A 21,740-nucleotide genomic window follows, 5' to 3' on the forward strand; every position below is an offset into this window, starting at 1 on the left:
CGCCCCGCCGCGCCGGCTCCCGGGCTCAGGCCCGGACGAGCGCGTCGCCGACGGCCACCCGGCCCGGCACCGGGACCAGCGCGCCGACCGCCAGGGTGCCGCCGCGCTCGCGGTGCACGGTCTTGAGGACGCCGGTGTCGCGGCCGATGCCGCCCGGCTGCGGCCGGGTCACCATGACGCATCGGCTGACCGGCTTGAGCACGTCGAGCACCGCGGTGCCCAGCCGCACCGTCGACCCGACCAGGTCGTCCTCGCCCGCGCCGTCGAGCAGCACGTTGGCGCGGAACCGGCGCCGGTCCCAGGTGCCGAGCGTGCCGGTGGAGACGAGGGAGACACGGATCCGCGAGCTGTCGTGGAAGGCGCCAGACGCGCCCTCCCAGGCGTCCCACGGGCCGCCGTCCTCGTCGTCGACCGGGTCCTCGTACTGCCGCGGGCCCCGGACGGCCTCCGCCGCGCGCAGGGCCACCGGCTTCCCGAGCCAGTCGGAGAGGACCGCGTCGTCGGTGGTGACCGTGCCGTCGGGCAGGACCACCTCCACGCCGCCGTCGGCGCGCAGCCGGCCGGAGGCGAACAGCAGGTCGGGGACGCGGCGGGCGGTGAGGCCGAAGCCGGTGGACCGGTCGAACAGCGCCCACCGGCGGTCGCCGGCCAGCCCCTCATGGCCGACGTCGACGGCGTCGAGCCGCTCGCCCTGCAGCGACTTCACCGGGTAGCGCCAGAGCTCCTGCACCCGCACCTCAGGCCGCCGTCCAGGACAGCGTCCACGTGCCCGACCAGGTCTCCCCCGGGTCGAGGACGACGAGGTCGGCGTCGTCGGCCAGCGCGTTCGGCGGGCAGGTCATCGGCTCGACGGCGAGGCTGCGCCGGCGCTGACCCTCGGGCAGCGTGTCGCCGCTGTAGACCTGCAGCCACGGCCAGGCCCGGTCGACGGCGAGCTCGAGCGTGCCCGCGGCGCCGCGCAGCCGGACCCGCGCCCAGCCGTCGTCGTCGCGGTCGAGGTCGGTGACGGCGTCGTCGAGGGCGCGCTCACCGATCCGGCCGATCGCGCCGTCGAAGGCCCGGCGGGTGCCGGTGGGCAGGCCGCCGTCGAGGTCGAGGGCGGTGCGCGCCGGGACGCTGAGCTCGGCCTCGCCGATGCCGCCGTCGGCGTCCGCCCCGACCGACAGGTAGGGGTGCATGCCGGCGCCGAACGGCGCGGGCCGGTCCCCGGCGTTGCGGACCCGGACGGTGACGGTGAGCCGGTCCTCGGCGAGGAGGTGGTCGACGGCCGCCGCGAGGCGGAACGGGTAACCGGGGCGGGCCTCGACGACGGTCCCGACGGTGACCGCGTCGGAGTGGCGGGCCAGCACCTCCCACCGCTGCCAGGTGACCAGGCCGTGCGCGGCGGGCTTGCCGGGCGCGGCGACGTCGAGCTGCAGCCGCTGCCCCTGCCAGGTCCACTGCCCGTCACGCAGCCGGTTGGGCCAGGGCAGCAGGACACCCCCGCGCCGTCCGACGGGCACCGTGCCGGCGGGATAGCCGTCGAGGACGTCCCAGCCGCCGGCGGCGAGGGCGCGCAGCCCGCCGCCGCGCAGGTCGACGGCGAGGCGGGCGTCGCCGCGGACGAGCTCCACCTCCGCCGGTTCCGTCTGCGGCCAGGCGGTCATCGGCGGCACGCTCACCGGCTCACCCCACCACATCCCGGCAACCCGGCCCAGCGGTCCTCCTCCTGCGTCGGCGGCGTCCCTCCGCACGGGGCGGCGGCGGGTCGGGCGGGACCCGGCCCGGCCTGCCGCTCACGCGAGTCGACCTCCCCGCCCGTGTCGAGTGTCTCGTGAGATCAGTGGACGGCCCTCTGAGCTGGGGATTCGCCCTGCACGAGGCCGCTGGGTCCACGAGACTTCGATCACGTGTTCGGATGACTGGGAGAGCGGGGACGTCCTCGACGACGTCGCCGCGCTGGTCGCCGAACGCAACCGGGTCGACGCCCGGCTGGCCCGCGCAGTGCGGTCCGCGGAGCTGTCCCAGGCTCCCGAGCGGGACGGGCTGAGGTCGATGGCCTCGTGGCTGCGCGGGCACTGCCGGCTCTCGACGGCGGAGGCCGCGCGGCTGGTGCGCAACGGCCGGGCGCTGGAGCACCTGCCGGCGCCGGCCGAGGCGCACGCCGCCGGTCTGGTGTCCGCCAAGCAGGTCGCGGTCGCCGCGCGGGCGGTGACTCCGGAACGGCTCATCGCCGCGTCCGAGCAGGGCGTCGACCTGGCGGTGATCGACGCGGTGTTCACCGGTGTGGCGGTCGAGCGGGAGTACGCCGACCTGGTGCAGGTGGTGCAGCACCACTGCACCGACCTCGATCCCGACGGGCCGGAGCCCGACCCGACCGAGGGCCGGTCGCTGACGCTGGCCAGGCACGCCGACGGCTCGCTGTCCGGCCGGTTCCACCTGGACGCCGTGGGCGGGGAGAGGCTGCAGACCGCACTCGAAGCCCACGTGCAGGCCGACCGGCCCGCCGGGGACGAGCGCACCCGCGCCCAGCGCCTCGGCGACGCCCTGGTGCAGGTGGCCGACAACGCGCTGGCCTCCGGTGGGGTGCCGGTGCTGCGTGGGGTGAAGCCGCAGGTCGTCGTGGAGGTCGATGCCGAGGACCTCGCGGCTGGAACGGGCAGCGCGGAGCTCGGCTCCGGCACGCTCGTCTCCGCCGCCCGCGCCCGCTGGCTGGCCTGCGACGGCGCGATAGCCCGGGTGGTCATGGGGCCCGACGGCGTGCCGCTCGACGTGGGCCGGGACCACCGGCTGCCCACCCGGGGTATCCGCCGCGCCGCGGAGGTCCGGGACGGCGGCTGCGTCTTCGCCGGCTGTCACGCCCCGACCTGGTGGTGCGACGCCCACCACCTGGTGCACTGGCTCGACGGCGACGAGACGTCGCTGGAGAACTCGGCGCTCTTGTGCGAGCGCCACCACACCAAGGTCCACCACGGCTTCCGCGTCGAGCGGCAACCGGACGGCCGATGGCGCACCTGGCGCCCCGACGGCACCGAGATCACCATGCCGGCACCGCTGCGGCCACCACCGCTGGCGCCCGCCGCCTGACCTCCGCGCCCGGACACGGCCGCCCGCTGCGAGCGGACGGCCGTGCCGGGCTGCGCGCCGTCAGGGCGCGGCGGTCACCTGCTCACCGATCTGCAGCACCTGCTCGCGGGTCAACACCTGCGGGGCGAGCAGGCGGAAGAACCGGCCGTCCGGGAGCTGCCCGATCAGCGTCCAGAACGGCGACTGCCCCACGTCGCCGGTCAGCAGCGCCAGCCGGCCGTCGCGGCCCTGCACGGTCACCGGCTCCGTCGGGGCGGCCGTCGGCATCCCCTCGAGGAGCTCGTCGATCGTCCCGGTGTACTGGGCGCCCACCGCGCTGAGCCGCAGTGCCAGCACGGGGTCGGCGTCACTCACCAGGTCGAGGCTGCGGCTCTCCTCGTAGCCGCCCACGGACCAACCGGCCGGCGCCAGGCCGAACTGGAGTCCCACCGGCACGGGCCGGTCCACGATCGACTCCCCCATCGCGACCAGGGCCTCGACCTCCGCCGGGGCACCCTCCCCCGCGAGCCAGACCCACTGCCCGTCCGGCCGCTCCCACAGCAGGCTGACCGTGCCGTCCTCCCGCCAGACGGCGGCCTCGGCACCGTCGACCGTCGCCGTCCCGGTCGGCTCCCCCTCCGGCCAGAACCCGTAGTCCTCTGACGTCCGCGGGTCCTCCGGGTAGAGGCCGAGCAGGACCCGTCCCGGGTCGGCAGCCGCCGGGTCCGCGGGCTCGTAGTCGGCGACGAAGTGCGGCGGCGTGCTCCCGTACTCCGGGATGCCGCCGCGCCGACTGTGGAGCGGCGTCAGCCCCTCGGGCACCGGGTCGAGGGCGACCGGGAAGGTGACGGCCTCGGCGGCGACCAGCGTGATCCCGCCCGGCGCCGGCGCGGCGGCCGGCGGGACGGAGCGCTGCGGGACGGCGTCGTCGGGCGTGACCACGACCACCGTCGTCCACGCGGCGGCGACGGCGACCAGCGCGGTGCCGACGCGCAGCGACACCCGCCGCCCGGGCAGCCGCGGTCGCCACCGGCGGGGCCCCGCGGCCTCGATCTCCTCCAGCAGGGCGGCGCGGGCGGCCGCGCGCGCGGCGGGCGTCAGCTCCGGCGCCTCGGGCCCCGCCTCGCGGAGCAGGGTCGTCTCGTTCATCGGGTCTCCTCCGACAGCAGGTCGGACAGCGTCGGCGCCTCGAGCACGGCGCGGGTCCGGCGGCGGGCGCGGTGCAGGCGGGAGCGGACGGTGCCCACGGGGACGTCGAGCACCGCGGCGACCTCCTCGTAGGACAGGTCGCCCCAGGCGACGAGCAGCAGGACGTCGCGGTCGGGGGCCTTGAGGCCGGCGAGCGCGGCGGCCAGCGGGCCGCGCAGCGCCTGCGCGTCGAGCCGGTCGTGCGGGTCGTCGTCGGGGCGGGCGTCCGGCTCGGCCGCCGCCCGGGCCAGCGCCCGGTAGCGGCGCCGCTCGGCCCGCGCGGCGCCGTGCACCAGGTTGGTCGCGATGCCGATCAGCCAGGGCCGCACGTCCAGGCGCTCCGGCCGGTAGTCGGCGCGGCGCCGGAAGGCGACGAGGAACGTCTCGCTGAGCAGGTCGTCGGCCAGCTCGCCGACCCGCCGGCCCAGGTAGCGGTGCACCGCGGCGGCGTGCCGGTCGAACAGCGTCGCGAACAGCTCCGGCTCGGCGAGCGACCCGGCGAGCACCTCGGCGTCGGTCGGCAGCGACGACGGCAGCGCGCGCAGCGGGACGGCGTCCGGGGGCGGGCCGGCCGGCCGGTGCACGGCGGGGGCGGTGGCGACCGGTGGTGAGCCGGACGCGGGCGGTGAGGCGGTCACACCCCTCCATGTCCGGTGCGCCGGATCGGGTTCACGCGCGGCCGGCGAGGTCCCGTTCGTAGTACAGCGAGCACCCGGCGTCCGGGGCGTCCACATACGCGCCGAACGCGGGGATCGCACGGTAGCCCGCCCCCTCGTACAGCGCGATCGCCTCGGGCTGGCGCGGCCCGGTCTCCAGCCGCAGCGTCGTCCAGCCGCGCTGGCGGGCCGCGGCCTCCAGCCCGGCCAGCACCACCTTGGACACGCCCCGCCCACGGGCCTCCGGTGCCACGTACATGCGCTTGACCTCGGCCACGTCGTCGCCCAGGGCGCGCAGCGCGCCGCAGCCGACCGCCGTCCCGTCGGGGTCCCGCGCGACCAGGACGACGCTGACGTCCGCGGCCGACGGCGGCGTCCCCGGCTCGCTGTCGCCGTCGTAGCGGGCCCGCAGCTCGGCCTGCTGAGCGGTGGTCAGCCGCCGCACCTCGTCGTCGTCCCAGGCGGCGGGCTCGAGCACGACCGTCACCGGCTGATCCCGTGCAGCAGCAGTGCGGCGAGCTCGCGGTAGGCGGCGGCGTCGTCCAGGCCGGTGGCGCGGGCGGTGTCGCCGCGGCCGATGCGCGACATCAGCGTGGTGACGGTGTCGGCCACCAGCGCCGGGTGCACCTCGCGGAACCGGCCGGCCGCGACGCCGTCGGCGATCATCGCGGTCACCCGCTCGGCGGCGGCGGCGGTGTTGTGCTCGTACACCGCCCGCCCGGGCGGGAACGCCTCGAGGTCGCGGTAGAACGCCCGCGACGCCGGGGTCAGCTCCCCCGCCACGGCCTCCAGGTATGCGGTGACCCGCCGCGCCGGGTCGGTCTCCCCGGCGGTCCGCGCCTCGACGGCGGCCGTCGCCCGGCGGAAGAAGTGCCGCACCACCCGGACGGCGAGCTGCTCCTTGCTGTCGGCGAGCGCGTACAGCGTCGTCTTGGAGCAGTGCAGCCGGACGGCGAGGTCCTCGAGGGTGAACCCGGCGAAGCCCTCGGCGAGGAACAGCTCGGTGAGCTGGTCGAGCAGCTGCGCCTGGCGCGCGGTCAGCCGCCGCTCGCCGGTCTCGGTCGTCGTCACGGCACCTCCATCCGGCGGGAGAGCATGCCCCCTGGCCTCGCAGCAGTACCCGCGTATCGTCCTCGGTACTGCCGCTGATCCGCGACGAGGGGGACCCCGTGGCCGTCGACCGAGAGCTGCCCACCCAGGAGGCCGCCGACCTGATCGCGCTCACCCGCGAGATCGCCGACGCCGAGCTGGCGCCGAAGGCGGCCGCGTACGAGCGCGAGGAGCGCTTCCCGCGGGAGGTGTTCGCCCTGCTCGGCGAGGCCGGCCTGCTCGGCCTGCCGTTCGGCGAGGACGTCGGGGGCGGCGGGCAGCCCTACGCCGTCTACCTGCAGGTGGTCGAGGAGCTGGCGATGCGCTGGGCCAGCGTCGCGCTGGGGGTCAGCGTGCACACCCTCGCCTGCGGCCCGGTCGACCGGTTCGGCACCCCGCAGCAGCGCGAGGAGTGGCTGCCGGAGATGGTCGGCGGCCGGCTGCTCGGCGCCTACTGCCTGTCCGAGGCGCACGCCGGCTCCGACCCCGCGGCCATGCGCGCCGCCGCCAAGACCACCGAGGACGGCTGGGTGGCCACCGGCGAGAAGGCCTGGGTCACCCACGGCGGGCAGGCGGACTTCTACACGACCTTCCTGCGCACCCCCGACGACGGCGACCGCGCCATCTCCTGCTTCCACCTCACCCCCGACCTGCCCGGCCTGTCCGCCGCGCCGCCCGAGCAGAAGATGGGGCTCACGGGCTCCACCACCGCGGCGATCCGGCTTGACGACGTCGCGGTGCCCGGCGACCGGATGGTCGGCGAGCCCGGCCGCGGCCTGGCGATCGCCCTGGGCGCGCTGGACTCCGGCCGCCTGGGCGTCAGCGCGGTCGCCGTCGGGCTGGCCCAGTCCGCGCTCGACGTCGCCGTCGCCTACGCACTCGAGCGGGAGGCCTTCGGCCGGCGCATCGTCGACCACCAGGGCGTGGCGTTCCTGCTGGCCGACATGGCCGCCGCCGTCGAGTCCGCCCGCGCCACCTACCTGGTCGCCGCCCGCCGCAAGGACGCCGGGCAGCCGTACTCGCGGCAGGCCAGCATCGCCAAGCTCGTCGCCACCGACGCCGCCATGAAGGTCACCACCGACGCCGTCCAGGTGCTCGGCGGCGCCGGCTACACCCGTGACCACCCCGCCGAGCGGTACATGCGCGAGGCCAAGGTCATGCAGATCTTCGAGGGCACCAACCAGATCCAGCGGATGGTGATCGGCAAGCACCTGGCCCGGGAGGCCGTGCCCGCGAACGGCTGACCGTGCAGGACGCACGGCCGACCCGTGACGTCTGTCAATGGTGACGGCCGCGGCACCGGGAAAGACTCGGGTCACCCGCTGACGAGGAGCCCCCAGATGCCCGAGCCGCACCTGCTCGCCGCCGACGCCGACCGCGCCGTCGTCGTCACCCGCCTCGACGAGTCGCTGGCCGACGGCCGGCTGACCCTGGCCGAGTACGAGGACCGGTCGGCCCGCGCGCACGCCGCCCGGACCTACGGCGAGCTGGCCGAGCTGACCACGGACCTGCCCGGCCCGGCCCGCCCGGCGCCCCGCGCGGTCGCCGCGGCCGCGTACGGCGGCGCCTGGCACGGCGCGTGGGGGCACGACCTGCGCGCGGCCTGGACGAGCTGGCTGGTGACCGGCGTGATCGTCGTCGGCATCTGGCTGGTGTCCGTGGTGGGCAGTGGCGGCCTCGTCTACCCGTGGCCGGTGTGGGTCGTCGGCCCGTGGGGCGTCGTCCTGCTCGCCCGCACCCTCGGCGAGCGGCGCTGCGGACGGCGGCCGGCCGCCTGAACCGGTGCGGGTCCGTCCGGTACGGGCCGGGTAGCCCCCGGGGACCGCAGCCGAGAGCCCGGAGGACCACCGTGCACACGCTCACCGAGCGCTTCACCGACGCCCTGCACCACCTCGACGCCGAGCGCGACCCGCAGCCGCTGGTCGACCTCACCGGCGACGACGCCGAGCTGGTGAAGCTCAACCAGGACCACGAGGCGCGCGGCCGCGACGGCGCCCGCCGGTTCTGGGAGGACTACCGCAATGTCTTCGGCGACCTGGAGACGACGTTCACCTCGAGCACGGTCGGCGAGAGGACGGCCGCGCTGGAGTGGGAGTCGCGCGGCACGCTGCGCAACGGGAAGCCGTTCACCTACCGCGGCGTCACCGTGATCGAGGGCGACGGGTCCGACGACGGCCTGCTCACCGGCGTCCGCACCTACTACGACTCCGCCGCCTTCCTGCAGGAGACCGCCGGCACCGCCTGAGCACCGCCGGAGCGCCGCTCACCCCTCGCCGACCCGCGCTCCGTGCAGCCGGCGAGGGTGGCGTCCCAGCCGGCGTGGACCTGCGCGGGCTCGACGTCGCTGCGCTGTCCCTCGAGGACCGGGTGGGTGAACGTCCCTGTGCGTCCGGGCCGGCGCCGTCCGCACGAGGTCCTCGGCGTGGCCGCGGTCGCCGGTCCCGGTCAGGAGGGGACCTGGCTCCCGGGTGGCCGGGACGTGTCCGAGCAGACGGTGGGTGCACACCGGCGGGAACGACCCGCCGCACCGGACCCGGAGGTCCCTCCCGTGCACACCACCGCTCCCGTCCCCGTCCCCGCCGCGCCGGCCCCGGCACGCTCCCTCGGCCCCGTCGGCCGCCGGCTGGCCGTCACCGGCCTCGTCGTCGGCAGCGTCCTCAACACCGCCGAGGCCACCCTGGTGCAGTTCCTGCCGGAGCGCCCCGAGGCGATCGTCGACCAGCTGGCGCTGGTCGGGGAGAACACCGCCCTGTTCACGACGCGCCTGGTCGCCGGCACGCTGGCCATCCCGTTCATGGCGATCGCCTTCCTCGCCGCCGCCGGCCTGCTGGCCACCCGCATGCGGCGGACCGCGATCGCCGCCGGCACCCTGCTGCTGGCCGGCATGTGGGGGTTCGTGGGCATCTACCTCACGGGCTACCTGCAACTGCCGGCCTCGCAGGCCGCCGACCTCGACGGCGCGGCGGCACTGCTGTCCGCCGCCGAGGCGCACCCGGTGTTCCTGGCGCTGTTCCTCGCGCCCTTCCTGCTCGGCACGACGCTGGGGATGGTCACGCTGACGGTGGGCCTGCTGCGCTCCCGCGTCGTCCCGCGCTGGATCCCGGGGGCGTGGCTGGCGTTCATCGTGCTCGACTTCTCCGTCGGCGCGGTCGGCCCGGTCGACCCGCACTGGCTGTGGCTGGCCGGCGCCCTGGGGCTGGCGGTGCACATCGCCCGCGCAGGTCACCCCACCCGCGCAGGTCACCTCGCCCGCTCGGGCGAACAGCCCGGCCTCGCCTCCTGACCCGCGGGGACCCCGACCCCTACGGTCCACCGGACATGTACCGGAACCGGCGCGGCAGCCGGGTCGCCCTCCCGGCGGCCCGGCTGCTCGCCGTCGCCGCGGTCGTGGCCACCGCCGTCGCGCTGGTCCTGCCCGTCCTGCGCGGCGGGGACTGGCTGCCGCAGCTCTTCCGGACCCCGGAGCCGGTGGCCGGGCCGAGCTTCGCCGTCGCCGGGGCCCTGCTCGCCGGGCTGCCGCAGGCCCGGCGGCTGGGCTGGCTGCTGCTGGCCGTCGGCTGCTCGGCCTCGGCGTACGTCCTCGCGACGTCCTGGTGGGCCGCGGCGGGACAGACCGGACCGGCCGGCTGGGTCCGCGGCTGGGTGTGGGTGCCCGCACTGCTGCTGGTCACCACGGTGCTGCCGCAGGTCCTCCCCCACGGCCGGCCGCTGCCCGGCTGGTGGCGGCTCCCGCACGCGGCGGCGCTGGCCCTGACGGTCCTCGCCACCGCCGCCGTGGCCCTCCCCCTCGGCGTCGGCGACCCCTTCGGCGTCCCCGCCTTCCCCGTGCTGCTGGGCGCGCTGGTGGCCGCCGGCGTCGCCTCGCTCGTGGTCCGGGTGCGCCGGGCCGACGGCGTGCAGCGGCGGCAGCTGGCCTGGGCCGGGTACGGCGTCGTCGTCGCGATCGCGGCCACGTTCCTCGCGCCGTGGTGGGGCGTGTCGCTGGCCGTGCTCCTCGTGCCGGCCGGGCTCGCCGTCGCCGCGTTCCGCTACCGGCTCTACGACATCGACCTGCTGGTCAACCGCACCGTCGTCGGCGGTGTGCTCCTCGGGCTGACCGCGCTGGTGTACGCCGCGGTGGTGGGCTGGGCCGGCGCCCTGCTGGGCGACCGCCGGGGATGGGCCCCCTTCCTCGCCGCCTTCGCCGTGGCGCTGGCCTTCCACCCCGCCCGGCTGCACGTGCAGCGGCTGGTCGACCGGCTGCTCCACGGCGACCGCGGGGACCCCTACACGCTGCTCACCCGGGTCGACGCCGCCCTCGGCGCCGCCGCGTCGCCCCGGCAGGCGCTGCACGCGGGCGCGGAGGCGGTGGCCACGGGGCTGCGGCTGCGCGGGGCGGCGGTCGAGGTGCCGCTGCCCGGCGGTGCCGTCGTCCGCGAGGAGGCCGGGCAGGTGCCCCGTGGTGCCCGCCGGGTGCCGCTCGCGCTGCACGGCGAGCCCGTGGGCGAGCTGCTCGTGGCCCCGCGGGCGGCCGCGGCCGGGTTCGAGCCCGCCGACGACCGGGTGCTCGCCGACCTCGCCGGGCGGCTGGCGGCCGCCGCGTACGCGGTGCGGCTCAGCGGCGACCTCGCCGAGTCCCGGGAACGGCTGGTCACCGCCCGCGAGGAGGAGCGCCGCCGCCTGCGGCGCGACCTGCACGACGGCCTGGGCCCGCAGCTGTCGGCGGTGGTGATGACCCTGGACACCGCCGGGTCCGCGCTGCGCCGCGACGACGCCGCCCGGGCCGCCACGCTGGTCGCCGCGGCCGGCACCCAGGCCGCCGACGCCGTCACCGACGTCCGGCGCCTGGTGCACGGCCTGCGCCCGCCGACCCTCGACGACCTGGGGCTGCTCGGTGCGCTGCGCGCCGGCGCGGCGCCGCTCGCGGAGGGCGGCCCTCGGGTGACCGTGACCGGCGAGGGGGACCTGACCGGGTTGCCCGCCGCGCTCGAGGTCGCCGCGCTGCGCATCGCCCAGGAGGCGCTGCACAACGCCGTCCGCCACGCGGCGGCGCAGACCGTCGCCGTCCACGTCCGGGTCACCGGGGACACCGTCGAGGTGGCCGTCACCGACGACGGCCGCGGCCTGCCCGAGCGGCCGGTCCCCGGCGTCGGCCTGTCCTCGATGCGGGAGCGGGCCGCCGAGCTGGGCGGCTCCTGCTCCGTGGGTCCGGCCGAGCCGTCGGGCACCCGCGTCTGCGCCGTCCTGCCCCGCCAGCTGCACACCTGATCCGAGGAGGAGACCGTGCGCGCCGTCGTCGCCGACGACCACCTCGTGTTCCGCCAGGGCATGCGGGTCCTGCTCGAGGACCTCGGCGTCGACGTCGTCGCCGAGGCACCCGACGGGACCGAGGCCGTCGCGGCGGCCCTCCGGGAGCGCCCCGACGTCGTCCTGATGGACGTGCAGATGCCGGGCCTGTCGGGGATCGAGGCGACCCGGCGGCTGGTGGAGCAGTGGCCGGAGGCCCGGGTGCTGGTGCTCACGATGGTCGCCGACGACGAGGCCGTGTTCGCGGCCGTGCAGGCCGGCGCGCTGGGGTACGTGCTCAAGGGCGCCGGCCAGGCCGAGATCGGGCGGGCGCTGGAGTCGGTCGCCGCCGGTCAGGGCGTGTACGGGGCCGAGGTGGCGCGGCGGCTGCGGGCCTTCTTCACCGCCGGGTCGGGGGTGGTCGCCAAGCCGTTCCCGGAGCTGTCCGACCGCGAGCGGGAGGTCCTCGACCTCATCGCCGCCGGGCTGCCGAACACCGCGATCGCCCACCGGCTGTACCTGTCGGAGAAGACCATCCGCAACAACGTGACGTCGATCTTCGCGAAGCTGGCCGTACGGGACCGCGCCGAGGCGGTGGTCCGGGCACGTGAGGCCGGCCTGGGCCGGCCCCGCTGACCGGCGTGCCGCCCCGCAACGCGGAACGGCCCCCGGGGATCCCGGAGGCCGTTCGACTGGGTGGGCAAGGGGGGAGTTGAACCCCCACGTCCTTCCGGACACACGGACCTGAACCGTGCGCGTCTGCCATTCCGCCACTTGCCCTGGCGAGGAGAGACAGTAGCAGCCCACCGGCGGGACCCGGCGGAGGGGTCCCGCCCCCGGGCCCGGCGGCGCCGGCCGGGCCCGGGGGTGTCACGTGTTCCTGGCCGGTCGCGACGCAACCACCCGGCTACGATCAGTCGAGGATCACCTGTACGGGCGAGCGTGGAGGAGCGACTGTGGGCGTGCTGCAGCGCTTCGAGCGACGGCTCGAGGGGATGGTCGGCTTCGCCTTCGCCCGGATCTTCAAGGGCAAGGTCCACCCCGCCGAGATCGCCAAGGCCCTGCAGCGGGAGGCCGACGAGCAGAAGTCGGTCATGGGCGAGGGCCGCGTGCTCGCGCCCAACGTCTACGACGTCCGCCTGGGCCCCACCGACTACGACAACCTCGCCGAGTGGTCCGGTCAGCTGGCCTCCGAGCTCGCCGACATGGTCTCCGAGCACATCGACGACGAGGGCTGGCAGGTCTTCGGCCAGGTCCAGGTCCGCCTCGAGCGCGACGACGCCCTGCCGACCGGCGTGTTCGAGGTCAGCTCGCACGTCGCCGACCCCGCCCGCCCGGGCTCGCGGGCCGACTCCGCCGCCGTCCCGCCGGCGCCGTCGCTGCACGGCTCCGGCGCGGTCCCCCCGCTGCCGCCGCTGCACGGCCGCGTCGCCACCGACACCGGGCGGCAGCACCCCTCGGTGACCGGCCGCGCGGGCTCCCGCCCGGGCGTCACGCACGTGCTCGTCGTCGACGGGCCCGGCACCCGGCACGAGCTCAGCACCGGCCGCAACGTCATCGGCCGCGGCACCGACGCCGACATCCGGCTGCCCGACACCGGCGTCAGCCGCAAGCACGCCGACTGCGTCCTGGAGAACGGGACCGCCGTCGTCGAGGACCTCGGGTCGACCAACGGCACGCTGGTCAACGGCCGCCGGGTGAGCCGGCAGGCGCTGTCCGACGGCGACGTCATCCGCATCGGCCACTCGGTGCTGGTCTACCGGCAGGACGGCGCGTGAACGGGAGCCGGCCGTGACCGCCGAGATCGTGCTGCAGGTCTTCCGCTTCGGGTTCCTGCTGCTGCTCTGGCTGTTCATCTTCGCCGCGTTCCGCGTGGTGCGCGCCGACCTGTTCGGCGGCCGGACGGGGCGGGTCGCCTCGGTCCCGCCCCGGGCCGCGGCGACCCCCGCCCGCAAGCGCGGACGCGGCCCCAGGACACTCGTGGTGACCGCCGGTCCGCTGACCGGGACGAAGATCACCCTCGGGGAGCAGCCCATCCTCATCGGCCGCGCCGACGACTCGACGCTCGTCCTCACCGACGACTTCGCCAGTTCCCGGCACGCCCGGCTGACCAACCGCAGCGGGCAGTGGTACGTCGAGGACCTCGGGTCGACCAACGGCACCTACCTCGACCAGCAGCGGGTGCAGGGGCCGCTGCTCGTGGCTCCCGGCCAGCCGATCCGCATCGGCCAGACCGCCCTGGAGCTGCGCTGATGGGCACCCTCCACACGAGCACGCAGACGACCACGGGGAGCGGCAGACCAGACGTGAGCAGGTCCCGATGAGCCTCGCGCTGCGCTACGCCGCCCGCTCCGACCGCGGCCTGGTCCGCGGCAACAACCAGGACTCGGTCTACGCCGGGCCCCGGCTGCTGGCCGTGGCCGACGGCATGGGCGGGCACGCCGCGGGCGACGTCGCCAGCAAGGTCGTGATCGCCGCGCTCGAGCACCTCGACGACGACGCGCCCAGCGGCGACATGCTGCAGGCGCTGCGCGAGGCGGTCTTCGACGGCAGCGAGCACCTGCGCGAGGTCATCCGCGAGTCGCCGCAGCTGGAGGGCATGGGCACCACGCTCACCGCCGTCCTGTTCGCCGGCGGCCGACTGGCGCTGTGCCACGTCGGCGACTCCCGCGCCTACCTGCTGCGCGACGGCGTCCTCACCCAGATCACGCACGACGACACGTTCGTGCAGACCCTCATCGACGACGGGCGGATCACGCCCGAGGAGGCCAACCACCACCCGCAGCGCTCCCTGCTGCTGCGGGCGCTCAACGGCCAGGACGTCGACCCCGACCTGTCGATGCGCGAGGCCCGCGCCGGCGACCGCTACCTGCTGTGCTCCGACGGCCTGTCCGGCGTGGTCAGCGAGGAGACGCTGGCCGAGGCGCTCAAGGACCCCGACCCGCAGTCGACCGCCGACCGGCTCGTCGAGCTGGCGCTGCGCAGCGGCGGCCCGGACAACATCACCGTGATCGTCGCCGACGTCGTCGAGGACTCCGGCACGGGCACCTCCATGGAGCCGGTGGTCGACGGCGCGGCCGGCAACAACCGCGGCCAGCGCGAGGTCGACCCCCGCTCGGCGGCCGGCCGGGCGGCGCTCGCCGACCCCCCGCCCCCGCCTCCGCCACCACCGACGAACAGCTCCACGGCCGCCGCTCCCCCCGACCGCCGCCGCCCTCGGCGGCGGCTGTTCGTCGCTGTGGGGACGGTTCTGGTCCTGGCGGCCGGCGCGATCGCCACCTGGCTGTGGGTGCTCACCCACTGGTTCGTGGGCGTCGCGGCCGCCGACGGCGGCGAGCGGGTCGCGGTCTACCGCGGCTTCGACACCGCCCTGCTCGGCCTGGACCTCTACCGGGTCGACGACGTCACCGACATCGCGCTCGACGACCTGTCCTCCTACGACCAGAACAGCGTGCGGCAGGGCATCGAGGCCAGCGACGCCGACGACGCGCAGCGCATCGTGAGCGACCTGCACGACGCGGCCCTGCCGCCCTGCGACGCCGAACCGTCCACCCCCTCGGACGACGCCCCCCCGTCGGCCGAGGCCTCGCTGTCGCCGCTCCCTGACGGCGCGCTGCCCTCCCCGGACGCCGGGGCCCTGCCCTCCGGGTCGGCGACGGGCAGCAGCACCGAGGCCGCGCCGACGTCGGGCTCCCCGTCGTCGTCGCCCGAGCCGGGGGTGGACTGCCGGGAGGCGGAGTGATGGGCGGCCCCTCGACCGACCCGCGCGCCCCCGCGCCGGGCACGGTCCCGCCCCGGCGGCGCAACACCGAGCTCGCGCTGCTCGGGTTCGCCGTCTTCATCACCCTCGCGGCGCAGTGCATCGTCGACGTCACGGTCACCGGCTCGCTGCGCGCGGACCTGCTGACCTTCGGCGGCTGGTTCACCGCCCTGTGGCTGGTCGTGCACCTCGTCGTCCGCCGGTTCGCGCCCTACGCCGACCCGCTGCTGCTGCCCTCGGTGGCGGTGCTGACCGGCCTCGGGCTGACGATGATCCACCGGCTCGACCTCGCCGGCCTGCAGGACGGCGAGGCCACCCGCGAGGACGCCCCGGTCCAGCTGCTGTGGGCGACGCTGGGCGTGGCGCTGTTCATCGCCGTCGTCGTCGTGCTGCGCGACCACCGGCTGCTGTCCCGCTTCGCCTACACCCTGGGCCTGGTCGGCCTGGTGCTGCTGGCGCTGCCCGCGGTGCTGCCCGCGTCGGTCTCCGAGGTCTACGGCGCCAAGATCTGGATCCGGGTCGCGGGCTTCAGCATCCAGCCCGGCGAGTTCGCCAAGATCTGCCTGATCGTCTTCTTCGCCGCCTACCTGGTCGACAAGCGCGACGTGCTGGCGCTGGCCAGCCGCCGGGTGATGGGCCTGGAGCTGCCGCGCGGCCGCGACCTCGGCCCGGTGCTGGTCGTCTGGGTCGTGTCGATCCTCGTTCTCGTCTTCGAGCGCGACCTGGGCAGCTCGCTGCTGCTGTTCGGCATCTTCGTGGTGATGCTCTACATCGCCACCGAGCGGGCCAGCTGGCTGCTCATCGGCCTGGGCCTGTTCGCCGGCGGCGCGTTCCTCGCCTACCAGCTCTTCGGCCACGTGCGGGTCCGCGTGGACACCTGGCTGGACCCCTTCGCCTACCGCGACGAGGGCGGCTACCAGCTGGTCCAGTCGCTGTTCGGCCTGGGCACCGGCGGGCTGTTCGGCGCCGGGCTCGGCGGCGGCCGCCCCGACCAGGTGCCGGTGGCCAAGAGCGACTTCATCGCCTCGGCGATCGGCGAGGAGCTGGGCCTGTTCGGCCTGGTCGCCGTCATCGTCATCTACCTGGTGCTCGTCGAGCGCGGCCTGCGCACCTCGTTGATCGTCCGCGACGCCTTCGGCAAGCTCCTGGCCGGCGGCCTGGCCTTCGCCGTCGCCTGGCAGCTGTTCGTCGTCCTCGGCGGGGTCACCGGCCTGCTGCCGCTGACCGGCCTGACGACGCCGTTCGTCGCCTACGGCGGGTCCTCGCTGGTGGCCAACTTCGGGCTGGTCGCGATCCTGGTGCGGATCAGCGACGCCGCCCGCCGGCCGGCCACCCCGCCCGCTCCCCCCAAGGCCGCCTTCGGCGACGCCCCGACCGAGGTGGTGTCCACGTGAACGCGCCGCTGCGCCGGGTGGCGATCAGCGTCCTGGTGCTGTTCACCCTGCTCATCGTCAACGTCAACTACATCCAGGTCGTGCGCTCCGACGAGCTGCGCGAGGACCCGGGCAACACCCGCGTGCTCACCGAGGAGTACTCGCGCGAGCGCGGCTCGATCGTCGTCGACGGCACCGAGGTGGCCCTGTCGGTCCCCACCCAGGACAGGCTGGAGTACCTGCGGCAGTACCCGCAGGGGGCCACGTACGCCGCGGTCACCGGCTACTACTCGCTGCTCTACAACAGCTGGCAGATGGAGCGCGCGGCCAACGACGTGCTCACCGGCTCCGACGCCCGGCTGTTCACCCGGCGCCTGGCCGACCTGTTCACCGGCCGCGACCCGGCCGGCGGCGACGTCGTCCTGACCCTGGACGCCGCCGTCCAGGAGGCCGCGATGGCCGGGCTCGACGGCGTGACCGGCGCGGTGGTCGCGCTCGACCCGTCCACCGGCGCGGTGCTCGGCATGGCCAGCACCCCCACCTACGACCCCGGGCAGCTGTCCAGCCACGACCCCGCCGCCATCCGCGCCTACGCCGACCAGCTGGACGCGATGGAGACCGACCCGCGGCTGAACCGGGCGACCCAGGACAACTACCCGCCCGGCTCGATCTTCAAGGTGATCGTCTCGGCGGCCGCGCTGGCGACCGGCGAGTACACCCCGGACACCGTCGTCCCCGCCCCCGACCTGCTCACCCTGCCGGACACGTCGACGACGCTGGAGAACTTCAACGGGTCCTCCTGCAGCAGCAGCCAGGAGCAGTCGCTGATCGACGCGCTGACCATCTCCTGCAACACCGCCTTCGCGCAGCTGGGCATCGACCTCGGCGAGGACCGCGTGCGGGAGATGGCCGAGGCGTTCGGGATGACCGGGGACGGCATGGAGATCCCGCTGGAGGTCGCCGGCAGCAGCGTCGGCGACATCGAGAGCGAGGCGGCGCTGGGCCAGAGCTCGATCGGCCAGCGCGACGTCCGGACCACCCCGCTGCAGGCGGCGATGATCGCCGCGGCCGTGGCCAACGACGGGACCCTGATGACCCCCTACCTGGTGGACCAGGTGCGCGCCCCCGACCTCACCGTCATCGACCGGTCGGACCCGGAGGAGTACTCCCAGCCGGTCACGCCCGAGGTCGCCGACCAGCTCACCGAGATGATGGTCAGCGTCGTGGAGAACGGCAGCGGCCGGCGCGCGCAGGTGCCGGGCGTCGAGGTCGCGGGCAAGACCGGGACGGCGCAGAACGCCGGGCCCGACCACAACTGGTTCATCGGGTTCGCCCCGGCCGACGACCCGCGGATCGCCGTCGCGGTGTTCGTGGCGAACGGCGGGGGTACCGGCGGCGACGTCTCCGCCCCGATCGCGCGCGACGTGATCGAGGCCTACCTCGAGGGTCAGGGGGGCTGATGGCCCTGTCCACCGGCACCATCCTGGCCGGCCGCTACGAGATCACCGAGCCGATCGCCACGGGCGGCATGGGCGAGGTCTGGCGGGCGCGCGACCGCGTCCTGGACCGCGTCGTCGCCGCCAAGGTGCTGCGCAGCGAGTACATGGGCGACCCGAGCTTCGTCGCCCGGTTCCGCAACGAGGCGCGGCACACCGCGGCCCTGTCGCACCCCAACATCGCCTCGGTCTACGACTACGGCGAGACCAGCGCCGACGGCGGCAACGGCCAGCTGGCCTTCCTCGTCATGGAGCTGGTCGAGGGCAAGCCGCTGGTGACCATCCTCCACGAGGAGGGGCGGCTGCCGGTCGACTGGACGCTGCACGTCCTCGGCCAGGCCGCCGACGGCCTGTCGGCCGCGCACGCCGCCGGGGTGGTGCACCGCGACATCAAGCCGGGCAACCTCATCGTCCGGCCCGACGGCGTGGTGAAGCTGACCGACTTCGGCATCGCCCGCGCCCGCGACACCACGCCGCTGACCCGCACCGGCATGGTGGTCGGCACCGCGCAGTACCTGTCGCCGGAGCAGGCCCAGGGCATGGAGGTCACCGCCGCCTCCGACGTCTACTCCCTCGGCGTCGTCGGCTACGAGTGCCTCACGGGCGTGCGGCCGTTCGACGGCACCTCGCAGGTGGCCATCGCGCTGGCGCACATCAACCGCCCGCCGCCGCCCCTGCCCGGGGACATCCCGCCGCCGGTGCGGCTGCTCGTCGAGCGCGCGCTGGCCAAGGACCCGGCCGACCGGTTCACCGACGGCGCCGCCTTCGGCGCGGCGATCCGCTCGGTCGCCTCCGGCGGCGACCTGGCGCCCGGGACGTCGGCCACCGGGACGATGGCCGCGGCGCGGACCGAGGTCATCCCCGAGGTCGACGGCGAGGGCACCCGCGTCCTCGGCGGGCCGCTCACCGGGGCGGCCGCGGGCGCCGCGCTCGGCGACGCGGCCGCCGCCCCGCGCACCGGGGGCCGGCACGCCGCCGGTGCGCGCACCATGCCCCCGCTGCAGGGCCCGCCCGTCGACGGCGACGAGCAGCGGTGGGACGACGGCGCCGCGTCGCGCCGGGGCAGCCGCCGGTGGGTGTGGGCGCTGGTCTCCCTGCTGGTGGTCGCCGGGCTGGTCACCGGCGCCTGGCTGCTGCTGGGCGGCGGGGACGACCGCGACGGCACCACCGCCGGTCCCTCCGCGAGCACGTCCTCGGCCAGCGGCTCGGCCAGCGCGACGCAGCAGCTGGTCAACATCCCCGCCGCGTCGCAGTACATCGGCGAGGACGCCGACGACGTGCAGGCCGAGCTGGAGGAGGCCGGCCTCGAGGTGACCCGGGCCGACGCCGACGCCGACCAGCTGGCGGCCGCGGGCGTCGAGCTCAGCGCCGGCGACGTCGCCGCCGTCGACCCCAACGGCATCCCGGTCCCCCGCGGCTCCACCGTCACCCTGTACGTGGCTCAGGAGGACCACACCCCGGAGCAGGAGCCCGAGGACACCGGCGACGACTCCGGCGGCCAGGACGACGGCGGCTCCGGCGACGAGGACACCCCCGCGCCGACCACCACCAGCCAGGCGCCCGCGCCGACCACCACGACCGAGGCGCCCGAGCCGACCGCGACCACCACGGAAGCGCCGGTCACCACCACGCCGAACGCCCCCGGCACCTCGGCGCCCGAGCCGCCCCCGACCACCGAGCCGACGGTCAGCGAGGAGGCCGGGGCCTCGACGAACGGGCAGGGCCTGCAGCCGCCCGGCGCCGCGAACGTGGTCGCCCAGGACCCGCCGGCGTGACGCCGCTCCCTCGCGCCGCCCGGGACCGGGCGGCGTCGCCCGTTAGGGTGACCGCCGGAACCGGGCGCGCTCCCGGCGTTCCCTGCTGCCCCGGGACGCCCGCGACCCACCAGAGCACCGCCCGAGAGGACCACGCATGACCACCCCCCAGGTGCTCGGCGAGCGCTACGAGATCGGCGGGGTGCTCGGCCGCGGCGGGATGGCGGAGGTGCACCGCGGGCGCGACCTGCGGCTGGGCCGCGAGGTGGCGGTCAAGGTGCTGCGCAGCGACCTGGCCCGCGACCCGTCGTTCCAGGTGCGCTTCCGGCGGGAGGCGCAGGCGGCGGCCTCGCTGAACCACCCGTCGATCGTCGCGGTGTACGACACCGGCGAGGACCGGACGACCAGCGGCGCGACGCCGTACATCGTCATGGAGTACGTCGAGGGCGAGACGCTGCGCGACGTGCTGCGCCGCGAGGGCGTGCTGCAGCCGGAGCGGGCGATGAGCCTGGCCGCGGACATCTGCGCCGCCCTGGACTTCAGCCACCGCAACGGCATCGTGCACCGCGACGTGAAGCCCGGGAACGTGATGATCACGCCCCAGGGCACCGTCAAGGTGATGGACTTCGGCATCGCCCGCGCGGTGTCGGACTCCGCCGCCACAATGACCTCGACCGCCGCGGTCATCGGCACCGCGCAGTACCTCTCCCCCGAGCAGGCCCGCGGCGAGGCCGTCGACGCCCGCTCCGACGTCTACTCCCTGGGCTGCCTGCTCTACGAGCTGGTCTGCGGCGCACCGCCGTTCACCGGCGACTCGCCGGTCTCGGTCGCCTACCAGCACGTGCGCGAGGACCCGCGGCTGCCGTCCTCGATCAACCCGGCCGTGCCGCCGGAGCTCGACGCCATCCTCATGAAGGCGATGAGCAAGAACCCGGCGAACCGGTACCAGTCGGCCGCCGAGATGCGCAACGACCTGCTCCGGGCCCTGGCCGGGCAGCGGGTCGAGGCCACGCCGGTCATGGGCGACGAGGAGAAGACCACCATCCTCGGCGCCGCGCCCGCGTACGGCGACGGCGGCTGGGACGACGAGGACGCGGTCGCCCGCCGGCGCAGGCGCAACCGGGTGGTCGCGCTCGTCGTCGGCGCGCTGGTGCTCGTCGGCGCCGTCGTCGGGGTGGCGCTGCTGGTCGACAGCGGCGACGAGGAGCAGCCCCCGGCCGCCGCGCAGGTGACCGTGCCCGCGGGGCTGGTCGGGCAGCAGGAGGCCGACGCCCGGGCCGCCATCGAGGCGGCCGGCCTGACCGTCGCCGAGCAGGTGACGCAGCAGCAGGTCTCGGACGAGACCCAGGTAGGCACGGTGCTCGACACCGACCCCGACAGCGGCGCGCAGGTCGAGGAGGGCAGCGAGGTCGCCCTGACCGTCGGCGTCGCCCCGGACACGGTGACCGTGCCGCAGGTGGTCGACCTGGACGAGGACCGGGCCCGCACGGCGCTGGAGAACGCCGGCTTCGAGGGCAACGTGAACTCCGACCAGGTCGACTCCCTCGCCGAGGAGGGCACCGTCGTCGCGGTCGACCCGGAGGAGGGGACCGCGGTCGCCCCGGACACCACCGTGACGCTGTCGGTCTCCGACGGCACGGACGAGGTCCCGGACGTGGCCGGCCAGCTCCAGGAGGCCGCCCAGGAGGCGCTGCGGAGCGCGGGCTTCACCAACCTGACCGTGACCGAGGTCGACTCCGACGAGCCCGCCGGCACCGTCGTCGGGACGAACCCGGCCGCCGGCCAGCAGGCGTCCGCCGGCCAGCCGATCACCCTGCAGGTGTCCGGCGGGGCCGCGGAGGTCACCGTCCCGACGACGATCGTCGGACAGACCGAGGGGCAGGCCCGGCAGACGCTGGCCGCCGCCGGCTTCACCGGGACGATCTCGGTGCAGGACACCGAGGCCGACCCCGGCCAGGCCGACGGCACCGTGGTGGGCAGCAACCCGGAGCCGGGCCAGACGGTGGCGCCGGACGGCACCGTCACCCTGCTGGTCGCCCGCGAGACGGCGACGCCGACGACGGGCAGCCCCGCCCCCGGCGGCCTGGACGGCGACCCGAGCACCCCCATCTGAG

At 76.0% G+C, this 21,740-nt stretch carries 20 protein-coding genes and 1 tRNA gene; 14 read left to right on the forward strand and 7 right to left on the reverse strand.

The window, feature by feature from the left end; all coding sequences use genetic code 11:
- Positions 1-25: 25 nt before the first annotated feature.
- Together ACI8AR_RS20530 and ACI8AR_RS20535 are read right to left on the reverse strand one after the other, a co-directional pair.
- Positions 26-730, reverse strand: a complete 705-nt coding sequence (locus ACI8AR_RS20530; protein ID WP_457052641.1) for an MOSC domain-containing protein — start codon at positions 728-730, stop codon at positions 26-28.
- A gap of 7 nt (positions 731-737) precedes the next feature.
- Positions 738-1,661: an aldose epimerase family protein gene (locus ACI8AR_RS20535; protein ID WP_457052642.1), complete on the reverse strand. Its 924-nt coding sequence runs from the start codon at positions 1,659-1,661 to the stop codon at positions 738-740.
- Between the two features lie 223 nt (positions 1,662-1,884).
- On the opposite strand from ACI8AR_RS20535, the gene ACI8AR_RS20540 reads away from it, so the two are divergent.
- The gene (locus ACI8AR_RS20540) at positions 1,885-3,066 is read left to right on the forward strand and encodes a DUF222 domain-containing protein (RefSeq protein WP_457052666.1); all 1,182 of its coding nucleotides are present in this window, start codon (positions 1,885-1,887) and stop codon (positions 3,064-3,066) included.
- A 60-nt stretch (positions 3,067-3,126) separates the two neighbouring features.
- On the opposite strand, the gene ACI8AR_RS20545 is transcribed toward ACI8AR_RS20540, so the two are convergent.
- Genes ACI8AR_RS20545 through ACI8AR_RS20560 form a run of 4 tightly spaced genes read right to left on the reverse strand, consistent with a single transcriptional unit; the run spans position 3,127 to position 5,960 of the window.
- Positions 3,127-4,194 carry a hypothetical protein gene (locus ACI8AR_RS20545; RefSeq protein WP_457052643.1) on the reverse strand — a complete coding sequence of 356 codons (1,068 nt, stop codon included), beginning with the start codon at positions 4,192-4,194 and terminating at the stop codon, positions 3,127-3,129.
- Positions 4,191-4,871, reverse strand: coding sequence for an RNA polymerase sigma factor (locus ACI8AR_RS20550; protein ID WP_457052644.1), 681 nt, complete (start codon positions 4,869-4,871; stop codon positions 4,191-4,193). The genes ACI8AR_RS20545 and ACI8AR_RS20550 overlap by 4 nt, the downstream gene beginning before the upstream one ends.
- A 31-nt stretch (positions 4,872-4,902) precedes the next feature.
- Positions 4,903-5,376 (reverse strand): GNAT family N-acetyltransferase, encoded by a 474-nt coding sequence (locus ACI8AR_RS20555; RefSeq protein ID WP_457052645.1) that lies wholly within the window; start codon positions 5,374-5,376, stop codon positions 4,903-4,905.
- The gene (locus ACI8AR_RS20560; protein WP_457052646.1) at positions 5,373-5,960 is read right to left on the reverse strand and encodes a TetR/AcrR family transcriptional regulator; all 588 of its coding nucleotides are present in this window, start codon (positions 5,958-5,960) and stop codon (positions 5,373-5,375) included. The genes ACI8AR_RS20555 and ACI8AR_RS20560 overlap by 4 nt, the downstream gene beginning before the upstream one ends.
- Before the next feature lie 98 nt (positions 5,961-6,058).
- Here ACI8AR_RS20560 and ACI8AR_RS20565 point away from each other — a divergent pair, with 98 nt between their 5' ends.
- The 6 genes from ACI8AR_RS20565 (at position 6,059) to ACI8AR_RS20590 (ending at position 11,879) form a co-directional block, all read left to right on the forward strand.
- A complete protein-coding gene (locus ACI8AR_RS20565) occupies positions 6,059-7,222 on the forward strand; it encodes an acyl-CoA dehydrogenase family protein (protein WP_457052647.1) in 1,164 nt (387 codons plus the stop codon).
- A 96-nt stretch (positions 7,223-7,318) separates the two neighbouring features.
- The gene (locus ACI8AR_RS20570) at positions 7,319-7,756 is read left to right on the forward strand and encodes a DUF1707 SHOCT-like domain-containing protein (protein ID WP_457052648.1); all 438 of its coding nucleotides are present in this window, start codon (positions 7,319-7,321) and stop codon (positions 7,754-7,756) included.
- Positions 7,757-7,827: 71 nt separating this feature from the next.
- Entirely contained in the window at positions 7,828-8,223 is a 396-nt protein-coding gene (locus tag ACI8AR_RS20575; RefSeq protein WP_457052649.1) for a nuclear transport factor 2 family protein, read from the forward strand.
- 303 nt (positions 8,224-8,526) lie between these two features.
- The gene (locus tag ACI8AR_RS20580; RefSeq protein ID WP_457052650.1) at positions 8,527-9,261 is read left to right on the forward strand and encodes a hypothetical protein; all 735 of its coding nucleotides are present in this window, start codon (positions 8,527-8,529) and stop codon (positions 9,259-9,261) included.
- 35 nt (positions 9,262-9,296) lie between these two features.
- Positions 9,297-11,225, forward strand: coding sequence for a histidine kinase (locus ACI8AR_RS20585; RefSeq protein ID WP_457052651.1), 1,929 nt, complete (start codon positions 9,297-9,299; stop codon positions 11,223-11,225).
- Positions 11,226-11,240: 15 nt separating this feature from the next.
- Positions 11,241-11,879 (forward strand): response regulator, encoded by a 639-nt coding sequence (locus ACI8AR_RS20590; protein WP_457052652.1) that lies wholly within the window; start codon positions 11,241-11,243, stop codon positions 11,877-11,879.
- Positions 11,880-11,940: 61 nt separating this feature from the next.
- Here the strand turns inward: ACI8AR_RS20590 and ACI8AR_RS20595 are convergent.
- Positions 11,941-12,023, reverse strand: a tRNA-Leu gene (locus tag ACI8AR_RS20595).
- Positions 12,024-12,199: 176 nt separating this feature from the next.
- On the opposite strand from ACI8AR_RS20595, the gene ACI8AR_RS20600 reads away from it, so the two are divergent.
- The 7 genes from ACI8AR_RS20600 to pknB all read left to right on the forward strand — a co-directional run bounded on the left by ACI8AR_RS20600 (position 12,200) and on the right by pknB (position 21,739).
- A complete protein-coding gene (locus tag ACI8AR_RS20600) occupies positions 12,200-13,021 on the forward strand; it encodes an FhaA domain-containing protein (protein ID WP_457052653.1) in 822 nt (273 codons plus the stop codon).
- Positions 13,022-13,034: 13 nt separating this feature from the next.
- Entirely contained in the window at positions 13,035-13,496 is a 462-nt protein-coding gene (locus ACI8AR_RS20605; RefSeq protein ID WP_387988658.1) for an FHA domain-containing protein FhaB/FipA, read from the forward strand.
- A 67-nt stretch (positions 13,497-13,563) separates the two neighbouring features.
- Positions 13,564-14,985, forward strand: coding sequence for a PP2C family protein-serine/threonine phosphatase (locus ACI8AR_RS20610; protein WP_457052654.1), 1,422 nt, complete (start codon positions 13,564-13,566; stop codon positions 14,983-14,985).
- The gene (locus tag ACI8AR_RS20615; protein ID WP_457052655.1) at positions 14,985-16,397 is read left to right on the forward strand and encodes an FtsW/RodA/SpoVE family cell cycle protein; all 1,413 of its coding nucleotides are present in this window, start codon (positions 14,985-14,987) and stop codon (positions 16,395-16,397) included. Before ACI8AR_RS20610 ends, ACI8AR_RS20615 begins: the two co-directional genes overlap by 1 nt.
- Positions 16,394-17,836, forward strand: coding sequence for a peptidoglycan D,D-transpeptidase FtsI family protein (locus ACI8AR_RS20620; protein WP_457052656.1), 1,443 nt, complete (start codon positions 16,394-16,396; stop codon positions 17,834-17,836). The genes ACI8AR_RS20615 and ACI8AR_RS20620 overlap by 4 nt, the downstream gene beginning before the upstream one ends.
- Positions 17,836-19,647, forward strand: a complete 1,812-nt coding sequence (locus tag ACI8AR_RS20625) for a protein kinase domain-containing protein (protein WP_457052657.1) — start codon at positions 17,836-17,838, stop codon at positions 19,645-19,647. The genes ACI8AR_RS20620 and ACI8AR_RS20625 overlap by 1 nt, the downstream gene beginning before the upstream one ends.
- A gap of 136 nt (positions 19,648-19,783) precedes the next feature.
- Positions 19,784-21,739, forward strand: a complete 1,956-nt coding sequence (gene pknB, locus ACI8AR_RS20630) for a Stk1 family PASTA domain-containing Ser/Thr kinase (RefSeq protein WP_457052658.1) — start codon at positions 19,784-19,786, stop codon at positions 21,737-21,739.
- Position 21,740: the final 1 nt, after the last annotated feature.

It is taken from the genome of Geodermatophilus sp. SYSU D01036 (genome assembly GCF_054050435.1).